This is a genomic window from Streptomyces sp. NPDC101166 (assembly GCF_044768125.1).
Classification (GTDB): domain Bacteria; phylum Actinomycetota; class Actinomycetes; order Streptomycetales; family Streptomycetaceae; genus Streptomyces.
Genome location: NZ_JBIWPF010000001.1, coordinates 582,946 through 600,680, shown reverse-complemented (window position 1 = coordinate 600,680; position 17,735 = coordinate 582,946). Strand labels below are relative to the sequence as shown.

The 17,735-nt window shown below is 70.6% G+C and carries 12 protein-coding genes; 11 read left to right on the top strand and 1 reads right to left on the bottom strand.

Translation table 11 applies throughout. From position 1 onward, the window contains the following. Nucleotides 1–124: 124 nt before the first annotated feature. From ACIRS4_RS02575 to ACIRS4_RS02525, 11 genes are all read left to right on the top strand, one after another. Nucleotides 125–1,231: a HoxN/HupN/NixA family nickel/cobalt transporter gene (locus ACIRS4_RS02575; RefSeq protein ID WP_404188841.1), complete on the top strand. Its 1,107-nt coding sequence runs from the start codon at nucleotides 125–127 to the stop codon at nucleotides 1,229–1,231. Nucleotides 1,232–1,431: 200 nt separating this feature from the next. After that, nucleotides 1,432–2,565, top strand: coding sequence for a LacI family DNA-binding transcriptional regulator (locus tag ACIRS4_RS02570; RefSeq protein WP_404188839.1), 1,134 nt, complete (start codon nucleotides 1,432–1,434; stop codon nucleotides 2,563–2,565). Between the two features lie 356 nt (nucleotides 2,566–2,921). After that, complete coding sequence (locus tag ACIRS4_RS02565; RefSeq protein WP_404188837.1) at nucleotides 2,922–4,307, top strand: ABC transporter substrate-binding protein; 1,386 nt, start codon at nucleotides 2,922–2,924, stop codon at nucleotides 4,305–4,307. Between the two features lie 84 nt (nucleotides 4,308–4,391). Further along, a complete protein-coding gene (locus tag ACIRS4_RS02560) occupies nucleotides 4,392–5,330 on the top strand; it encodes a carbohydrate ABC transporter permease (RefSeq protein WP_404189771.1) in 939 nt (312 codons plus the stop codon). Then, nucleotides 5,327–6,271, top strand: coding sequence for a carbohydrate ABC transporter permease (locus tag ACIRS4_RS02555; RefSeq protein WP_404188834.1), 945 nt, complete (start codon nucleotides 5,327–5,329; stop codon nucleotides 6,269–6,271). The genes ACIRS4_RS02560 and ACIRS4_RS02555 overlap by 4 nt, the downstream gene beginning before the upstream one ends. A gap of 65 nt (nucleotides 6,272–6,336) precedes the next feature. Continuing rightward, nucleotides 6,337–8,487: a beta-galactosidase gene (locus ACIRS4_RS02550; protein WP_404188832.1), complete on the top strand. Its 2,151-nt coding sequence runs from the start codon at nucleotides 6,337–6,339 to the stop codon at nucleotides 8,485–8,487. Between the two features lie 103 nt (nucleotides 8,488–8,590). Continuing rightward, nucleotides 8,591–10,396 (top strand): RICIN domain-containing protein, encoded by a 1,806-nt coding sequence (locus ACIRS4_RS02545; RefSeq protein ID WP_404188829.1) that lies wholly within the window; start codon nucleotides 8,591–8,593, stop codon nucleotides 10,394–10,396. 150 nt (nucleotides 10,397–10,546) lie between these two features. Further along, nucleotides 10,547–12,235 (top strand): ribulokinase, encoded by a 1,689-nt coding sequence (gene araB, locus ACIRS4_RS02540; RefSeq protein ID WP_404188826.1) that lies wholly within the window; start codon nucleotides 10,547–10,549, stop codon nucleotides 12,233–12,235. Nucleotides 12,236–12,250: 15 nt separating this feature from the next. Next, nucleotides 12,251–13,762, top strand: a complete 1,512-nt coding sequence (gene araA / locus ACIRS4_RS02535; protein ID WP_404188823.1) for an L-arabinose isomerase — start codon at nucleotides 12,251–12,253, stop codon at nucleotides 13,760–13,762. A 31-nt stretch (nucleotides 13,763–13,793) separates the two neighbouring features. Continuing rightward, nucleotides 13,794–14,519: an L-ribulose-5-phosphate 4-epimerase AraD gene (araD, locus tag ACIRS4_RS02530; protein ID WP_404188821.1), complete on the top strand. Its 726-nt coding sequence runs from the start codon at nucleotides 13,794–13,796 to the stop codon at nucleotides 14,517–14,519. A gap of 185 nt (nucleotides 14,520–14,704) precedes the next feature. Next, on the top strand, nucleotides 14,705–16,612 hold the full coding sequence (locus ACIRS4_RS02525; protein ID WP_404188818.1) for an ABC transporter ATP-binding protein: 1,908 nt from the start codon (nucleotides 14,705–14,707) through the stop codon (nucleotides 16,610–16,612). Between the two features lie 171 nt (nucleotides 16,613–16,783). Here the strand turns inward: ACIRS4_RS02525 and bla are convergent, their stop codons facing one another. Next, entirely contained in the window at nucleotides 16,784–17,683 is a 900-nt protein-coding gene (gene bla, locus ACIRS4_RS02520) for a class A beta-lactamase (protein WP_404188816.1), read from the bottom strand. Nucleotides 17,684–17,735 lie beyond the last annotated feature (52 nt).

Genomic DNA, 17,735 nt, shown 5'->3' with positions numbered 1-17,735 from the left:
CTCACGGAGCTGACCGAAACCTGGACCGGCCTTTACCGCGCCCAGCTTGTACCTGCAAGCATCACGCAGAAGGCTGGACGCGCGGCTGAAGACGGCCGTTCGCCGAGCAGTGAGGCCCGCCCCCATGACCGCCGCTCCCAGGACCCGCACCTCGATGACCCGCAAGGAGTGGCTGAGTCTGGGCGCAATGGCCGCCTTCATCCTCGCGCTGCACGTCATCGGCTGGTTCGTCCTGGTCGTGATCGTCGCCCCCGAGCACTACAGCCTCGGCGCGAAGACCTTCGGCGTCGGCGTCGGCGTCACCGCCTACACCCTCGGCATGCGGCACGCCTTCGACGCCGACCACATCGCCGCCATCGACAACACCACCCGCAAGCTCATGCACGACGGCCGACGTCCCCTGTCCGTCGGCTTCTGGTTCTCCCTGGGGCACTCCAGCATCGTCTTCGCCCTGGCCTTCCTGCTCTCCCTCGGAGTGAAGGCGCTGGCAGGACCGGTCGGGCACGACGGCTCCGCGCTGCACAGCGTGACCGGCTGGATCGGAACGACGGTCTCCGGTGTCTTCCTCTACGTCATCGCCGTCATCAACCTCGTGATCATGGCGGGCATCTGGAAGGTCTTCCGCGAGATGCGCTCCGGCCGCTTCGACGAGGCCGCCCTGGAGGAGCAGCTCGACAAGCGCGGCTTCATGAACCGCCTCCTCGGACATCTGATGAAGTCGATCACCCAGCCGTGGCAGATGTACCCCCTGGGCCTCCTCTTCGGCCTCGGCTTCGACACGGCGACGGAGGTCGCGCTGCTCGTCCTGGCGGGCTCGGGCGCCGCCTCCGGTCTGCCCTGGTACGCGATCCTCTGTCTGCCGGTCCTCTTCGCCGCGGGCATGTCCCTGCTGGACACCGTCGACGGCTCGTTCATGAACTTCGCCTACGGCTGGGCGTTCTCCAAGCCCGTGCGCAAGGTCTACTACAACCTGACCATCACCGGCCTGTCCGTGGCCGTGGCCCTCATCGTCGGCACGGTCGAGCTGCTCGGCCTGGTCGCCGAGAAGGCCGACCTGCACGGGCCCTTCTGGGACCGGGTCTCGGGTCTGGACCTCAACGTCGTCGGGTACGTCGTCGTCGGCCTGTTCTTCGCCACCTGGGCGCTGGCCCTGCTGGTGTGGAAGGTCGGCCGTATCGAGGAGAAGTGGACGGCGGACGTGACGCGGCCCGCCCCCGCCGAACGCGGCTGAGCGCGCGGTCCGCCCCCACCCGAAGGTCGCCTCCGACTGCATTCTGTCTACGCAGTCAGAGGCTTCACGTCAAGGCTTTCGCGCCAGGTCACGAATGTGTTCCAGGCGCTTGACGGCCGCCCTCTGACTGCGTAGACATGTCACCGCAGTCAGGCGGAAGCCAGACCTCCACCGGCGGGTCACGATCAACTGGAGTCACCATGACACGAGGCGCAGGACGGGGCAGCGGCTCCGGCGCACCCCGGAGCGTGGACGTGGCCCGGTTGGCGGGCGTCTCCCAGAAGACGGTGTCCCGGGTCTACAACGACGAGCCGTACGTGTCCGCCGAGGTCCGCCGGCGCGTCCTGGAGGCCGGCGAGGAACTCGGCTACCGCCTGAACAACGCGGCCCGCGCCCTGGCCTCCGGACGCACCCGCTCCATCGGCGTGGTGACGCTGGGAACCGCCCTGTACGGGCCCGCCTCCCTGATCATGGGCGTCGAACGAGCGGTGCGGGACACCGGGTACGCCCTCCGCGTGGTCAACACCCTGGAAGGCGACCCGACGGGCGTCGCCGGCGCCGTCGACTCGCTTCTCGAGCAGGGCGTGGACGGCATCGTCATCTCCGAGCCGATCGACGACGGACACGGCGAGAACGTCACCGCCCGCGGCGACGTGCCCGTGCTCGTCCTCGGTTCGCCGGCCCTGGCCACGTCCAGGACGCTGGCCGCGGGCGTCGGCGCCGACCTGATGGCGCGCGCCGCGACCGAGCACCTGCTGGAACTGGGGCATGAGACCGTCCACCACCTCGCCGGTCCGCAGCGGTGGTACGCCGCCCGGGACCGGCTGGAGGGCTGGCGGGCGACTCTGGCCGCGCACGGCCGTCGGACACCCGACGTCGTCGAGGGCGACTGGTCCGCCTCGACCGGCTACAGGGCGGGCCGTGAACTGGCCGCCGACGGCGACATGACCGCGGTGTTCGCCGCCAACGACGACATGGCGATCGGGCTCATCCGCGCGCTGACGGAAGCCGGCCGACGCGTGCCCGAGGACGTCAGCGTCGTGGGCTTCGACGACATCCCCGTCGCCGCCTATGTGACCCCTCCGCTCACCACGATGCGTCAGCCCTTCGACACCGTGGCGCAAGAGGGGATCAAACGCCTCGTGCACTCCATCGAGAACCCGGACGCGCCCCCCTTGCCGGCCGGTGAACCACCGGTCGACCTGGTGGTACGCGCCTCCACCGCGCCCCCGCCGGCCCGGAAGACCCCGGGCCGCGGCCGGTCCCTCGCCCCTTCTCCGACCGGGGGCCGGTCCGGCCCGCCGCTGGACGGAGGTGCGTCGACGTACGGCTGATCAGCACCGACAGATCCGAGAGCCGGCCCCGTCACCCGGGCGGGAGTCGTGAGGCGAGCCGCCCCACCGGTCTCTGAACCCGCCCCTCGGTCCCGACCGCGTCCTCACACGGTGCGGACCCCGGGAGCCGACCGCCGCACCACAGCGGTTCTCCGCTCCACCCGCGCCCCTCCGTCCACGGGCCTCCCCTCCGCAGCAGTCGGACCTCCCGTCGGACGGCGTCCGCGAAGACGTGCACCCGAGCCACGCCGGCCTCCGCGTGCCGGCCCGTCACGTCCGAGCTTTCTCGTGTCATCACCCTCTCCGCGCACGCCCATGCCCGGCGTGCCGTTCCTCAGCCATCGGCGGGAGTTCCCATGCACCGACCCGACGCCACCCCCAGCCAGTCCCAGATGAGCCGCCGGCTCCTCCTCACCGCCGCCGGAGCGGTCTCGCTGGGCGCCGCACTGACCGCCTGCGGCGGCGGTGGCGGCGAATCGACCGCCTCGTCCTCCAAGCCGGTCAGCCAGGCCGACATCGACAAGGCGATGAAGACGCCGACCGAGCTGACGTTCTGGACCTGGGTCCCGGACATCGACCAGGAGATCGCGCTCTTCGAGAAGAAGTACCCGGCCGTCAAGGTCAAGGTCGTCAACGCCGGCCAGGGCGTGCAGCACTACACGAAGGTGCGCACGGCGATCAAGGCCGGCAGCGGCGCCCCGGACGTGGCGCAGATGGAGTACCAGGCCATCCCCACGTTCACGATCACGGACAGCCTGCTGGACCTGGCCCCCTACGGCGCGGACAAGCTGAAGGACACCTTCGTCGACTGGACGTGGGGACAGGTCAGCGGCCCCAAGGGCGAGATCTGGGCGATCCCGCAGGACACCGGCCCCATGGGCATGCTGTACCGGGCGGACATCTTCGACAAGCACGGCATCGAGCCCCCGAAGACCTGGGACGACTTCGCCGCCGCGGCGCGCAAGCTGCACAAGGCCGACCCGGAGGTCTACCTGACCAACCTGGCCGGCAACGAGGCGGCCGCCTGGCACGGCCTGCTCTGGCAGGCGGGCGCCAAGCCCTACACGACGTCAGGCAAGGGCAACGTCTCCATCGACGTCGACGACGCGATCTCCAAGAAGCTCGCCGGCTACTGGGGCGGACTGGCCCAGGAAGGCGTGATCGGCGTCGAGCCCGACTTCACCGACGCCTGGTTCTCCGCCCTCAACAAGGGCAAGTACGCCACCTGGATCACCGCCGCCTGGGGACCGGTCTTCCTCTCCGGCTCGGCCAAGTCCACCGCGGGCAAGTGGCGCGCGGCCCCCCTGCCGCAGTGGGACGCCTCCAAGCCCAGCTCGGGCAACTGGGGCGGCTCCACCAGCGCCGTCATCAAGCAGACCAAGAACCCGATCGCGGCCGCGATGTTCGCGCAGTTCCTCAACAGCGACCCGGCCAGCGCGAAGCTGTTCAACACCAAGCAGTCCTTCTTCCCGGCGACCAAGCAGCTCCTCGCTGACCCGGCGTTCACCGCCGACGCGCCCTCCTTCTACGGCGGACAGAAGGTCAACCAGGTGTTCGCCGAGATCGGCAAGACGGTCAGCCCCGACTTCCAGTGGCCGCCGTTCCTGGACCAGGCCGTCACCGACTGGACCGAGACCGTGGGCACGGCCCTCACCAGGAAGAAGGACGCGGTCGCCGCGCTCGACGCCTGGCAGACGCGCCTGACCACCTACGCCAAGGCCCAGGGCTTCACCGTCAAGTGAGGTCCGGCGGGTCCCGTGCCGACGCCTCCCCCGCGGGCACGGGACCCGCCCCCGGCCAGTCCTTCCACCGAGAAAGGCCCGATGATGACTGCCACGACCGTGGCCTCCACCGAGGAGCCGCGCCGAGCGGGGCCGAAGCGCCGCCGCCTCGGTGGCCTGCGCCAAGGCGCGGCAGGCCCGCTGTTCGTCGCACCGTTCATGGTGCTGTTCCTGCTGATGTTCCTCGCCCCGCTCGGCTACGCCGCCTACCTCAGCCTCTTCCAGGAGAGGCTCATCGGCGGAACCGCCTTCGTCGGCCTGGACAACTACCTGACCGCCCTGAAGGACCCGCTGCTGCGGGAAGGGGTCCTGCGGGTCGGCGCCTTCTTCCTGATCCAGGTCCCGCTCATGCTCGTGCTGGCCCTGGTCTTCGCGCTCGCCCTGGACAGCGGACTGCTGCGGCTCGCCCGCGTCATCCGCCTCGGCATCTTCGTCCCCTACGCCGTCCCGAGCGTCGTTGCCACCCTCATGTGGGGGTACCTGTACGGGCCGGACTTCGGGCCGTTCGCCCAGCTGAGCGAGAAGCTCGGACTGCCCGTCCCGCGCTTCCTCAGCGAGGGATGGATGCTCGGAAGCCTGGCGAACGTCGTCACCTGGGAGTTCGTCGGCTACAACATGATCATCCTGTACGCGGCCCTGCGCACCGTCCCCCAGGAGCTCTATGAGGCCGCCGCGATGGACGGCGCCGGCGCCTGGCGGATCGCCTGGTCCATCAAGCTCCCCGCGCTGCGCCCCGCCCTGGGGCTGACCCTGCTGTTCTCCGTCATCGGCAGCTTCCAGCTGTTCAACGAGCCCAAGCTGCTCCAGCCCCTCGCGCCCGACGTCATCGACAACGCCTACACCGCGAACCTGTACGCGTACTCCCTGGCCTTCACCGGTCAGCAGGTCAACTACTCGGCCGCGGTGTCCTTCTTCCTCGGCCTGGTCATCGTGGTCTTCTCCTACGCCGTCCTGTTCATCGCGAACCGCAGGAGGACCTCGTGACGACCACGACGCCCCCGTCCACCTCCCGCCCCGCCCCGCCCGCCGCCCCGGCCGGCGCACCGCGGACCCCCCGCCGGCGGCGGGGCGCCACCGGGCGCCGCAGCACCCCGCTGACCATCGTCATGCTGGCCGTCCTCGCGTACTTCCTGCTGCCGCTGTTCTGGCTCGCCGTCTCCGCGACGAAGAGCACCCAGGACCTGTTCACCAGCTTCGGCCTGTGGTTCTCGCAGGCGCCTCAACTGCTGGAGAACATCCGCGAGACCGCCACGCACGACGACGGGGTCTTCCTGCACTGGCTGCTCAACACGGTCCTGTACTCCGTCGGCAGCGCCCTGGGAGCCGCGCTCCTGGCGGCCGCCGCCGGCTACGGCTTCGCCAAGTACCGCTTTCGGGGCAACAACGCCGCCTTCGCACTGGTCCTCGGCGCCATCATGATCCCGACCACCGCCCTGGCCATCCCCACCTACCTGCTGTTCGCGAAGGTGGACCTGGTCAACACCCCCTGGGCCGTCGTCCTGCCCTCGCTGGTCAGCCCGTTCGGCCTCTACCTGATGCGCATCTACGCCGCGGACGCCGTCCCCGACAGCCTCCTGGAGGCCGCGCGCATCGACGGCGCCGGCGAGCTGCGCATCTTCTGCACCATCGCGCTGCGGCTGCTGGCGCCGGGGCTGGTGACGGTCGTGCTCTTCACGCTTGTGGCGACCTGGAACAACTACTTCCTGCCGCTGATCATGCTCAACGACCCGAAGCTGTACCCCGTCACGGTCGGACTCTCCTCCTGGGCGTCCCAGGCCTTCGGCGGCGGGGCCGGCGCGAACAGCAACATGCTCGCGCTCGTGGTGACCGGCTCGCTCATCTCCGTGATCCCGCTCGTCGTCGCCTTCCTGCTCCTGCAGCGGTACTGGCAGAGCGGTCTGGCGGCCGGCGGCGTCAAGCAGTAGCGCCCACGCCGACGACAGCGCCGACGCCCAGACCCACCCCCCATCGACTTCTCGGAGGTTCCCCCATGGCGGCTCTGCCTGCCCGCGTCCTCTTCGGCGCCGCGTACTACCACGAGTACACGCCCGCCTACGACCCCGAACTGCGGCCCGACGAACGGCTGAAGACCGATCTCGACCTCATGGTCGAAGCGAAGTTCACCGTGATCCGGGTCGGCGAGTCGGTCTGGTCCACCTGGGAGCCGGAGAACGGGAAGTTCGACCTCGACTGGCTGCAACCGGTCCTCGACGGCGCCCACGAGCGCGGCATCTCGGTCGTCCTCGGCACGCCCACATACGCCGCACCGCAGTGGCTGGCCCGCCAGTATCCGGAGATCACGGCCGAACGCCGCACCGGCGAGCGCATGGGCTGGGGTGCCCGGCAGGAGATCGACTTCACCCACCCCGCCTTCCGTCACCACGCCGAACGGATCATCCGGAAGATCGCCCAGCGGTACGCCGACCACCCGGCGGTCATCGGCTGGCAGGTCGACAACGAGCCCGGCCTGCACCTCTTCCACAACCGCGGTGTCTTCCAGCGTTTCGTGGACCACCTGCGGGAGAAGTACGGCGACGTCGAGACCCTGAACCGTGAGTGGGGCCTGGTCTACTGGTCGCACCGGCTGTCCACGTGGGCCGACCTGTGGACCCCCGACGGCAACGAGCAGCCGCAGTACGACGTCGCCTGGCGGGAGTTTCAGGCCCGGCAGGTCACCGAGTTCATCGGCTGGCAGGCGGACATCGTCCGCGAGTACGCGAGCCCCGACCACTTCGTCACGACCTGCATCTCCTACACCCGCCAGGGCGTGGAGGACGACGAACTCGCCGCCCGCCTCGACATCGCCTCGGGCAACCCGTACTACGACATGCAGGACGGCCTGCTGCTGCCCGACCCCACCCCGGACGAGCACGAGCAGGTCTGGAAGACCACCGGCGTCTGGTCGATGTACCAGACCGCCGACTGGATGTTCTCCTCCCGCCAGGAACCCTTCCTGGTCACCGAGACCAACGCGAGCTCCATCGGCTTCCCCTGGGACAACCGGCCCGGCTACGACGGCCAGTGGCGGCAGACGGCGTGGGCGCACGTCGCGCGCGGCGCCCGGATGATCGAGTACTGGCAGTGGCAGACCCTGCGCTTCGGCGCGGAGACCTACTGGGGCGGCGTCCTCCCGCACAGCGGCCGGCCCGGCCGCGCCTACGCCGAGATCGCGCGCCTGGGCGCCGAGTTCGACAAGGCCGGCCCGCTCGTCGCCGGGCTCGAGCCCGACGCCGACATCACGATGGTCTACTCGACGCCGAGCAAGTGGCTGATGCAGAAGTACCCGCCGATCGCCAAGCCGGACGGCACCCCGGACCCGGCCGCCTACCACCGCGTCTTCGACCCCTTCTACCGCGGCGCGTTCGACGCCGGCCGGCAGGTCCGGATCAAGCACGTGCGCCAACTGGTCGACGGCATGACGCCGCAGGAGGCCGCGCGCCGCCACCCCGTGCTGGTCGTGCCGGCGCTGTACCTCGCCGCCGACGCCACCCTCGACTGGCTCGCCGCCTACGCCCACGAGGGCGGCCACCTCGTCCTCGGCCCCCGCACCGGGTACGCCGACCACGAGGCCCGCGCCCGGCACGAGCCGGCTCCCGGACGCCTCGCCGAGGCCGCGGGCGTCCACTACGACGAGTTCAGCAACCTGGTGGGTCCCGTCCCGGTCCGCGCCGTGCCCGGCGGCCCGCTGGAGGCGGCCGGGGACGCCACGGCGACCCACTGGGCCGAATGCCTCACCCCCGTCGACGCCGACGTGCTGGCCTCCTACGACCACCCGCACTTCCGGCGCTGGCCGGCCGTCACCACCCGGCAGCACGGCGCCGGCCGTGTCACCTGCGTCGGCACCGTTCCCGGCCGCGACCTCGCCCGGACCCTGGCCGCGTGGCTGGCCCCGGACACCCGCGGCGGCTGGCAGGACCTCCCGGCGTCCGTCACCGCGACGACCGGCGCCTCACCCGACGGACGCCGCGTCCACATCGTCCACAACTGGAGCTGGGAGCCCACCCGGGTCCAGTCCCCGGCCGACCTGTCCGACGTCCTCAGCGGCGACGGCGTACCGGCCGCGTCGGAGCTGGAACTGGGGCCGTGGGACGTCCGCGTGCTCGTCGCCGACGACCCCGGGACGGCCCCGACCGCCCGATAGGCATGTCCTGCCGACCGGGTTGCCGCGCGGCCCCCCAGAGCAGTGCACCGCGCCGGCGGCCGAAGCCCCCCGCATCACCGTGGTCATTCCTGAAGGAGGAATTGTGCAGAGAAGAAACCTGGGCAAGGCGCTGGCAACGTTCGGCGCGGCCGCCGCGCTGCTGGCCGTCCCCGCGTCCGGGGCGCTGGCCTACAACCCGACCGGCGGCATCCTCTACCAGCTCGGCAGCGACCCGTGCCTGAAAGGGCGCGGCAACTGCGCGGTCTACCCCAAGTCGGCCCAGCTGCCCAGCGGACGCCTGGTCGCGGCGTTCGAGAAGTCCACCGTCGTGCCGAAGTCGGGCAGCGCCGACGGGCAGACCCTGCCCGTCTACAAGAGCGACGACGACGGGACGAGCTGGCAGGCGCTGTCCGAGGTCAAGGCCCCGGCGTACCTGTCCGAGGACCCCAAATACGCCAAGTACACGAGCGCCTGGACCAACCCCTACCTCTACGTTCTCCCGGAGAAGGTCGGCTCGCTCAAGAAGGGCACCCTGCTGCTCGCCGGCGTCGTCTCCGGCGACGACCACTACTACACGGAGCACAAGGCGGCCGACCCGAACTGGACGCCGGACAACGACGGGGACCGCAGCGACCTGGCGATCGCCCTGTACTCCAGCACGGACGAGGGCAAGACCTGGGAGATCGTCAACCTCATCGCCACCGGCGGCTGGCAGGGCGGCAGCGCCGGCGCGGTCGGCCGGAACATCGCCGCAGCCAACAGGACCAAGCAGGTCGACCCGCTGTGGGAGCCGTACCTGATGGTCTACAAGAACAAACTCGTCTGCTACTACTCCGACGAGGACGACTACACGGGCTTCAACCCGCTCACCGGCGTCCCGGCCCTCGACCCCGCCAACGGCGCCGCCGCCGACTCGCACGGCCAGATCCTCGTCCACAAGACCTGGAACGGCAACAACAAGAAGTGGAGCGACCCCGTCGTCGACGTCTCCGGATCCGTCCAGGACATGGGCGGCGGCAAGACCGAGATCGGCGGCGGCCGGCCGGGCATGACCAACGTCGTCCCCACGACCGACGGCAAGTGGATGCTCACCTTCGAGTACTGGGGCGGCGGGGCCAACACCCGGTACGTGATCGCCGACGACCCGCTGAAGTTCTTCCGCGGCAGTCAGACGGGCATGTCGGTCGGCTCCCTGCCGGTCGTCGCCGGTTCCCGTCCGCTCGCGGGCGGCGGCAGCCCGGTGCTGATCCGGCTGCCCGACGGGCGCCTGGTGTACAACGCGGCGAACAGCGGCAGCGTCTGGGTCAACGACAGCGGACGCAGCGACGGCGTGTGGACGGAGTACCAGACCACCTCGCCGGCCGGCTACAGCCGCAACCTGCAGTACGTCGACGGCACCGGCCGTGTCGCGATCCTCAACAACCAGGGCACGTCCCAGATCGCCTTCGCCGAGGTCGACCTGGGCGACTCGAAGGGCGCCTACCACCGGCTCGTCAACCGCAGGACCGGCCAGGTGATCGGCACCGGCAACCGGACCAACGACGCCAACCTCGGCAACGCGAACACGCCTGACGTGGTCCTGGAGGACGCCGGAGCGGCGGCCGACCCGGACACCCAGTACTGGCACGTGGTGACCGAGCCGAACGGCGGTACGACCCTGCTGAACAAGTCGGGCGGACGCGCGGCCGCGATCTGGACGGGCAACGCCACCGTCGGCCAGCGGATCGGCCAGTGGGTCGACAACAGCGCGTCCGGCAGCTGGAACCTCGTCAGGACGGCGGACGGCTACTACAGGCTCCAGGCCGTCAGGAACACGAGCGTCTACCTGACCGGAGCCTCGGCGGGAGCGCCGCTGACCCTGCAGAACGCGGCCGACGACGGCTCGCAGGACTGGAAGCTCGTCGGCTAGACCCGCTGCCTCCCGGCTGCCGTGGGAACAGCGGCCGGGGTCCGGCGATCCTGCCGGTCCCCGGCTGTCTTCCTGCGGTTTCAGGGTCGTGTCATACTCCCTGCCAGCACATCGAACAGCATTCGAAATATCGGACAGAAGGGCGGCGAGATGGTGAACGCCGAGAACAACGGGCAGCCCCATCCCGAGACGTACGTCGTCGGGGTCGACTACGGAACGCTCTCGGGGCGGGCCGTGGTCGTCCGCGTATCCGACGGGGCCGAACTGGCCGCCGCCGAGCACCCGTACGCACACGCCGTCCTCGACCGTCAGCTGCCCGACGGGACCCCTCTGCCGCCCGACTGGGCCCTTCAGGTGCCCTCGGACTACATCGACGTGCTGCGCACCGCCGTACCCGAGGCCCTGGCCCGATCCGGTGTGCGGCCGGAACAGGTCGTCGGCATCGGCACGGACTTCACCGCCTGCACCATGGTGCCGGTGCTCGCCGACGGCACCCCCCTGTGCGAGCTCCCCGGCCTCGCCGGCCGTCCGCACGCCTACGTCAAGCTCTGGCGCCATCACGCGGCCCAGGCCCAGGCCGACCGCATCACGGAACTGGCCGAGCAGCGCAAGGAGCCGTGGCTGAAGCGCTACGGCGGGAAGATCTCCTCGGAGTGGGAGTTCGCCAAGGCGCTGCAACTGCTGGAGGAGGACCCGGAGCTCTACGAGAAGACCGACCGCTGGGTCGAGGCGGCCGACTGGATCGTGTGGCGCCTGTCCGGCGCCTACCTCCGCAACGCCTGCACCGCCGGCTACAAGGGCCAGTTCCAGGACGGCGTCTACCCCTCCCGCGAGTACCTCGCCGCCCTCAACCCCGGCTTCGCCGACTTCGTGACGGACAAGCTGGAGCACCCGATCGGCCAACTCGGTTCGCGCGCCGGCGGACTGACGGCCGAGGCGGCGCAGTGGACCGGGCTGCCGGAGGGCATCGCGGTGTGCGTCGGCAACGTCGACGCCCATGTGACGGCGCCCGCGGCGACCGCGGTGGAGCCGGGCCGGATGGTGGCCATCATGGGCACCTCCACCTGCCATGTGATGAGCTCCGACCAGTGGGCCGAGGTACCCGGCATGTGCGGGGTCGTCGACGGAGGCATCCTGCCGGGCCTGTGGGGTTACGAGGCCGGGCAGAGCGGCGTCGGCGACATCTTCGGCTGGTTCGTGCGCACCGGGTTCCCCGCGTCGTACGCCGAGGAGGCCGCCGCCCTGGGGCGCGACGCGCACGAGCACCTCACCGCGCTCGCGGCCGGGCAGGAGGTGGGCGAGCACGGGCTGATCGCGCTGGACTGGCAGAGCGGCAACCGCAGCGTCCTCGTCGACCACGACCTCAGCGGCGTCCTGGTGGGCCTGACCCTGTCCACCCGCCCCGAGGACGTCTACCGGGCACTGCTGGAAGCCACGGCCTTCGGCACCCGCACCATCATCGAGGCGTTCGAGTCGTCCGGCGTCCCCGTGCGGGAACTGATCATCGCCGGCGGCCTGACGAAGAACGCGCTGCTCATGCAGATCTACGCCGACGTCACGCGGCTGCCCCTGGGGGTCATCGACTCCGCGCAGGGCCCCGCCCTGGGCTCGGCGATGCACGCGGCGGTCGCGGCGGGCGCGTACCCGGACATCCGGGCCGCCGCGCAGGCCATGGGCAAGGCCCGTCCCGCCGTCTACCAGCCCGACCCCGAGCGGGCCGCGGCCTACGACCGCCTGTACGCCGAATACCGGCTGCTCCACGACTACTTCGGCCGCGGTGCCAACGAGGTCATGCACCGGCTGCGCCGGATGCGGGCCGAAGTCTCCGCGTCCTCCTGAAAGGAAAAGACCTTCATGGACACCAACGCCAGCCCTTACCCCGACCACGAGATCTGGTTCCTCACCGGCAGCCAGGGCCTCTACGGCGACGACGTCCTGCGTCAGGTCGCCGACCAGTCCCGCAGCATCTGTGAGACCCTCGCCCGCAAGATCCCGGTGCGGATCGTGTGGAAGCCGGTCCTCACCGACGCCGAGTCGATCCGGCGGATCTGCCAGGAGGCCTCGGCCTCCGACACCTGCGTCGGCGTGATCGCGTGGATGCACACCTTCTCGCCCGCCAAGATGTGGATCGCCGGCCTCAGCGCCCTGGACCGGCCGCTGCTGCACCTGCACACCCAGTACAACCTGTCGCTGCCCTGGCCGAGCATCGACATGGACTTCATGAACCTCAACCAGGCCGCCCACGGCGACCGCGAGTTCGGCCACATCGAGTCCCGGGTCGGCGTCGACCGCAAGATCGTCGCCGGTCACGCCACCGACCCCCGCGTCGTCCGGCGCGTGTCGGCCTGGGCACGCGCCGCCGTCGGCCGCCACACCTCGCGCAGTCTGCGCCTCGCGCGCTTCGGCGACAACATGCGCGACGTGGCCGTCACCGAGGGCGACAAGGTCGAGGCGCAGCTGCGGTTCGGCTTCTCCGTCAACACCTACGGCGTCAACGACCTGGTGGCCGTCGTCGACGCGGTCGAGGACAAGGCCGCGGCGGAACTCGCCGACGAGTACTGCGAGTCGTACGACGTCGTCCCGGCGCTGCGCCGGGGCAACGTGCGCCATGACTCCCTGGTGTACGCGGCCCGCATCGAACTCGGCCTGCGCTCCTTCCTCACCGAGGGCGGATTCACCGCCTTCACCACCAACTTCGAGGACCTCGGCGGACTGCGCCAGCTGCCCGGCATCGCCGTGCAGCGGCTGATGGCGGACGGCTACGGCTTCGGCGGCGAGGGCGACTGGAAGACCTCCGCCCTGCTGCGCACCATGAAGGTCATGGGACAGGGGCTGCCCGGCGGCACCAGCTTCATGGAGGACTACACCTACCACCTCGGCCCCGGCACCCCGCGCGTCCTGGGCGCCCACATGCTCGAGGTGTGCCCCTCGGTGGCCGCCGACCGCCCGAGCTGTGAGATCCACCCGCTGTCCATAGGCGGCCGTGAGGACCCCGTCCGCCTCGTCTTCAACGCGGCCGAGGGCCCCGCGGTGGTCGTCGGACTCTCCGACCTCGGCGACCGCTTCCGGCTGACCGCCAACGCCGTCGACGTCATCCCTCCGAGTGAGCCGCTGCGCCGCCTGCCGGTGGCCCGGGCCGTGTGGACGCCGCGACCCTCACTGGCGGAGTCCGCCGAGACCTGGCTGCTGGCCGGCGCCCCCCACCACACCGTGCTCAGCTCGGCCGTCGACCTGGAGACGCTGACCGACTACGCCGCCATGACCGGCGTGGAACTGCTCACCATCGACGAGAACACCACCACGGACCAGTTCGCCAAGGAAGTCCGCTGGAACGCCGCCTACCACCGCCTCGCCCAGGCCCTGTGACGGCCGTGAACCGGATCCCGGGAGACAACCGATGACCGTACGAGTCCGCGACGGCCTGCGACAGGAGGTGCTGGACGCCAACCTGACCATCCCCAAGGTCGGTCTCGCCACCCTCACCTGGGGCAACGTGAGCGGCGTCGACCGGGAGGCAGGGGTCTTCGTGATCAAGCCCTCCGGAGTGCCCTACGAGGACCTCGCCCTCGACCACCTGGTGACCGTCCGGCTGTCCGACGGCGAGGTCGTCGACGGGGACCTGCGCCCCTCCACCGACACCGAGACCCACCGCTGTCTCTACCTCGCCTTCCCCTCCATCGGCGGTGTCACCCACACCCACTCCACCCACGCCGTCGCCTTCGCCCAGGCGCACCGCGACATACCGGTCCTCGGCACCACGCACGCGGACACCTTCAACGGGCCCATCCCCGTCACCCGTGACCTCACCGCCGAGGAGTGCGCGAAGGACTACGAGTACAACACCGGCCGCGTCATCGTGGACACGCTGGGCGAGGACGACCGCAAGGCGGTCGAGGTCCCGGCGGCGCTGGTCGCCGGCCACGGCCCCTTCACCTGGGGAGCCACCGCCCGCAAGTCGCTCGAACACGCCATCATCTGCGAGGCGGTCGCCGACATCGCCCTCCACACCCTGTCCCTGTCCCCGGCGGCCCCGCCGCCTCAGCATCTCCTCGACCGCCACTACACCCGCAAGCACGGCCCGGACGCCTACTACGGCAACCCCGCGCCCTCGCCCACGGGTTGACGTGTCCTGACCCTCGGCACGGAAGGCGCTCCGGTCACCCGGAGCGCCTTCCGCCGTGACGGCCCGGCGCATCCGCCGCGCACGCGCTCGGTTCCGTGTCCGGTTGTCGCCCATCCGCGTTAAATGCCTGGACCGGGGACCTCCCCTGACGGGACACTTCCGACTTCCGAACGGACGGGAGTGTGATGGCGACCACGGACACGCGAGGGACGACACCGGCCAGGAGCGCGGTCGTACTGGCCCTGCGTCGCTACGGACGGGAACTGCTGCGGCTGCGACGACTGGCCCTGCCCGCGCTGCTGCTGCCCGCCGTCGGCAACATCGGCGTCCGATACGTCGCGCCCCTGCTGATCGCGAAACTGGCGGGGCAGGCGGCCGACGGCGGCGGTCTCACCCTCGCCTCGGCGCTGCCGTACGTGCTGGGTTTCGGTGTGACGCTGCTGCTCGCCGAGGCGGTGTGGCGGGTGGGGCAGCACTGCCTGAACCGGGTGGACGCCCTCGGCATGGAACACCTGTATGTGAGCGGCATGGACGAACTCCTCGCCCAGGACGCCGCGTTCTTCCACGACAACTTCGCCGGCTCGCTGACCAAACGGGTGCTGAGCTTCGGCAAGCGCTTCGAGGACTTCGTCGACACGGTGACGTACCGGATCGTGGGCAGCCTCGTTCCCCTGGTGTTCGGCGCGGTGGTGCTCTGGAGTTACGAACCGATGCTCGTCGTCGGTCTGTTCGTGATGGTCGGACTCACGGTGGTGGCCGCGACGCCGCTGATCCGTCGCCGGCAGCGGCTCGTCAACCAGCGTGAGGCCGCGCTCGCCCGGGTCTCCGGCCATGTCGCCGACAGCCTCATGAACATGGAGACCATCCGGGCGTTCGCCGCCGAACGGCGGGAGGCCGAGGAGCACCGCAGTCGCGTCGCCGACTCCCGGCGACTGACGCTGAGGTCCTGGGACTACGGCAATCTGCGCGTGGACGTTCTCATCGCCCCGATGTCCGTGGCCACCAACGTGCTGGGTCTGCTCGTCGCCATCGCCTTCGGCGGCCCGGGCCAGGGGGTGGAGGAGGTCGTCGTCGCCTTCACCTACTACTCCAACGCGACCCAGATCATGTTCGAGTTCAACCAGATCTACCGGCGTCTGGAAAGCTCGATGACCGAGGCCGCGCAGTTCACGGAGCTGCTGCTGGATCCGCCCACCGTGCTCGACCCGAGGGAACCCGAACCGCTCGCACCGCGCGACGAGGGCGTCCGCTTCGAGGCGGTGACCTTCGCCCACGCGGGCGCGAAGCCGATCTTCCAGGCGCTCGACCTGGACGTGCCCGCCGGCGCACGCATCGGCCTGGTCGGCAGGTCGGGCGGCGGGAAGACCACCCTCACCCGGCTCCTGCTGCGGATGTCCGACATCGACGAGGGGCGCATCCTGATCGGAGGCCAGGACATCAGCCGCATGCGCCAGAGCGACCTGCGCTCACTGATCGCCTACGTTCCGCAGGAACCCGCCATGTTCCACCGCAGCCTGCGGGACAACATCGCCTTCGCCCGGCCCGGCGCCACCGACGAGGAGGTCCTCGTCGCGGCCGAGGCCGCGCACGTCACGGAGTTCGCCGGCCAACTCCCCGACGGCTTCGCCACGTTGGTGGGGGAGCGGGGCGTGAAACTCTCGGGCGGCCAGCGCCAGCGCGTCGCCCTCGCCAGGGCCATCCTGCGCGACGCCCCGATCCTGCTGCTCGACGAGGCGACCAGCGCGCTGGACTCGGAGAGCGAACTCCTCGTCCAGGACGCCCTGTGGCGGCTGATGGACGGACGCACGGCCCTCGTGGTCGCCCACCGGCTGAGCACCGTCGCGGGCATGGACCGTCTCGTCGTCCTCGACCGTGGAAGCGTCGTCGAGCAGGGCAGCCATGAGGAACTCCTCGCGGCGGACGGCGCCTACGCCAAGCTGTGGCGGCACCAGTCGGGAGGCTTCCTCGGCGAGAGCGCCGAGCCGGCCGCGGGAGCGTGCCCGGGCGGGCTGCCCGGACCGTCCGAACCCGCGCCGGAGGAGGCTCCCAGGACGACGACGTCGCCCGCCCCCACGAGCACCGGGCCCGCCTGACCAGGTCGCGGCCACGAAAGCCCCTGCCCGTAGGCGACGTCGTGAGTGGGGGAGGTTCGCCGTCGCCCGCAGGTACAGTGCGCGCACATGATCCGACAATGGGGTGCTAGGCCTGTCTGACAAATCCCCGTCGTCCGCCCGCAGAGCAGGCGGGGATTTGTCAGACAGGCCCTAGCGCAGCGCGGTGGCCAGGAGGAGCGCGGTGTCCGCGATCAGCTTGTTCTCCGACGCGGCGTCCGGCTCGAACTTGCGGGACATGATGGAGATGACCAGCGGGGTGCCGTCATCCGTCCAGACGATGCCCACGTTGTTGTTGGTGCCGTAGGAACCACCGCCGGTCTTGTCCGCGACCGTCCACGAGGACGGCAGACCCGCGCGCAGACGGGTGCTGCTGGTCTGATTGTGCAGCAGCCAGTGCGTGAGCAGCGTGCGGTCGGGCCGGCTGAGCGCGTCGCCGAGGACGAGCCGGGCGTAGGTGCGGCCGATCGCGCGCGGGCTGGTGGTGTCCGTCACCCGCCACGGCTCGCCCGAGTTCAGCTCCGTCTCCCACCGGTCCAGCCGGGTCACCGGGTCGCCGAGCGACCGGGCGAAACGAGTGATGGCCGTGGGCCCGCCCAACTCGCGCAGGAGCAGATTGCCCGCGGTGTTGTCGCTCTGGCAGATCGCGGCCTCGCACAGCTCGGCGATCGTCATCCCCGTGGCCAGGTGAGCTTTCGTCACGTCCGAGTTCTCGACCAAGTCGGCCGCGGTGTAGTGGATCCGGCGGGACAGCACCTCGCCGTCGCGGTCCAGATCGCGCAGCACCGCCGCGGCGGCGAGCGTCTTGAACAGCGAACAGATCGGGAACAGCGTGTCGGCACGGTGCCGGACCGTTCCCCCGGTACGGACGTTGTGGGCGTAGACCCCCAGCCGGGCCCCGTACTGCTCCTCCAGCGCGCGAAGGCCGTCGGTGACATCGTCCGACGCGCGGGCGGGCGCGGTGGTGAGCAGGGCCGTGGCGGTGGCCGTACCCGCCACGAGCAGCGTGCGCCGGCTCATCGCAGAGGCAAGAGGGCCGCTCGTGCGTAACATCGTGCACTCCTTCATCAACGTGCGTCAGCAGTTACGTCAATGATCGACGCAG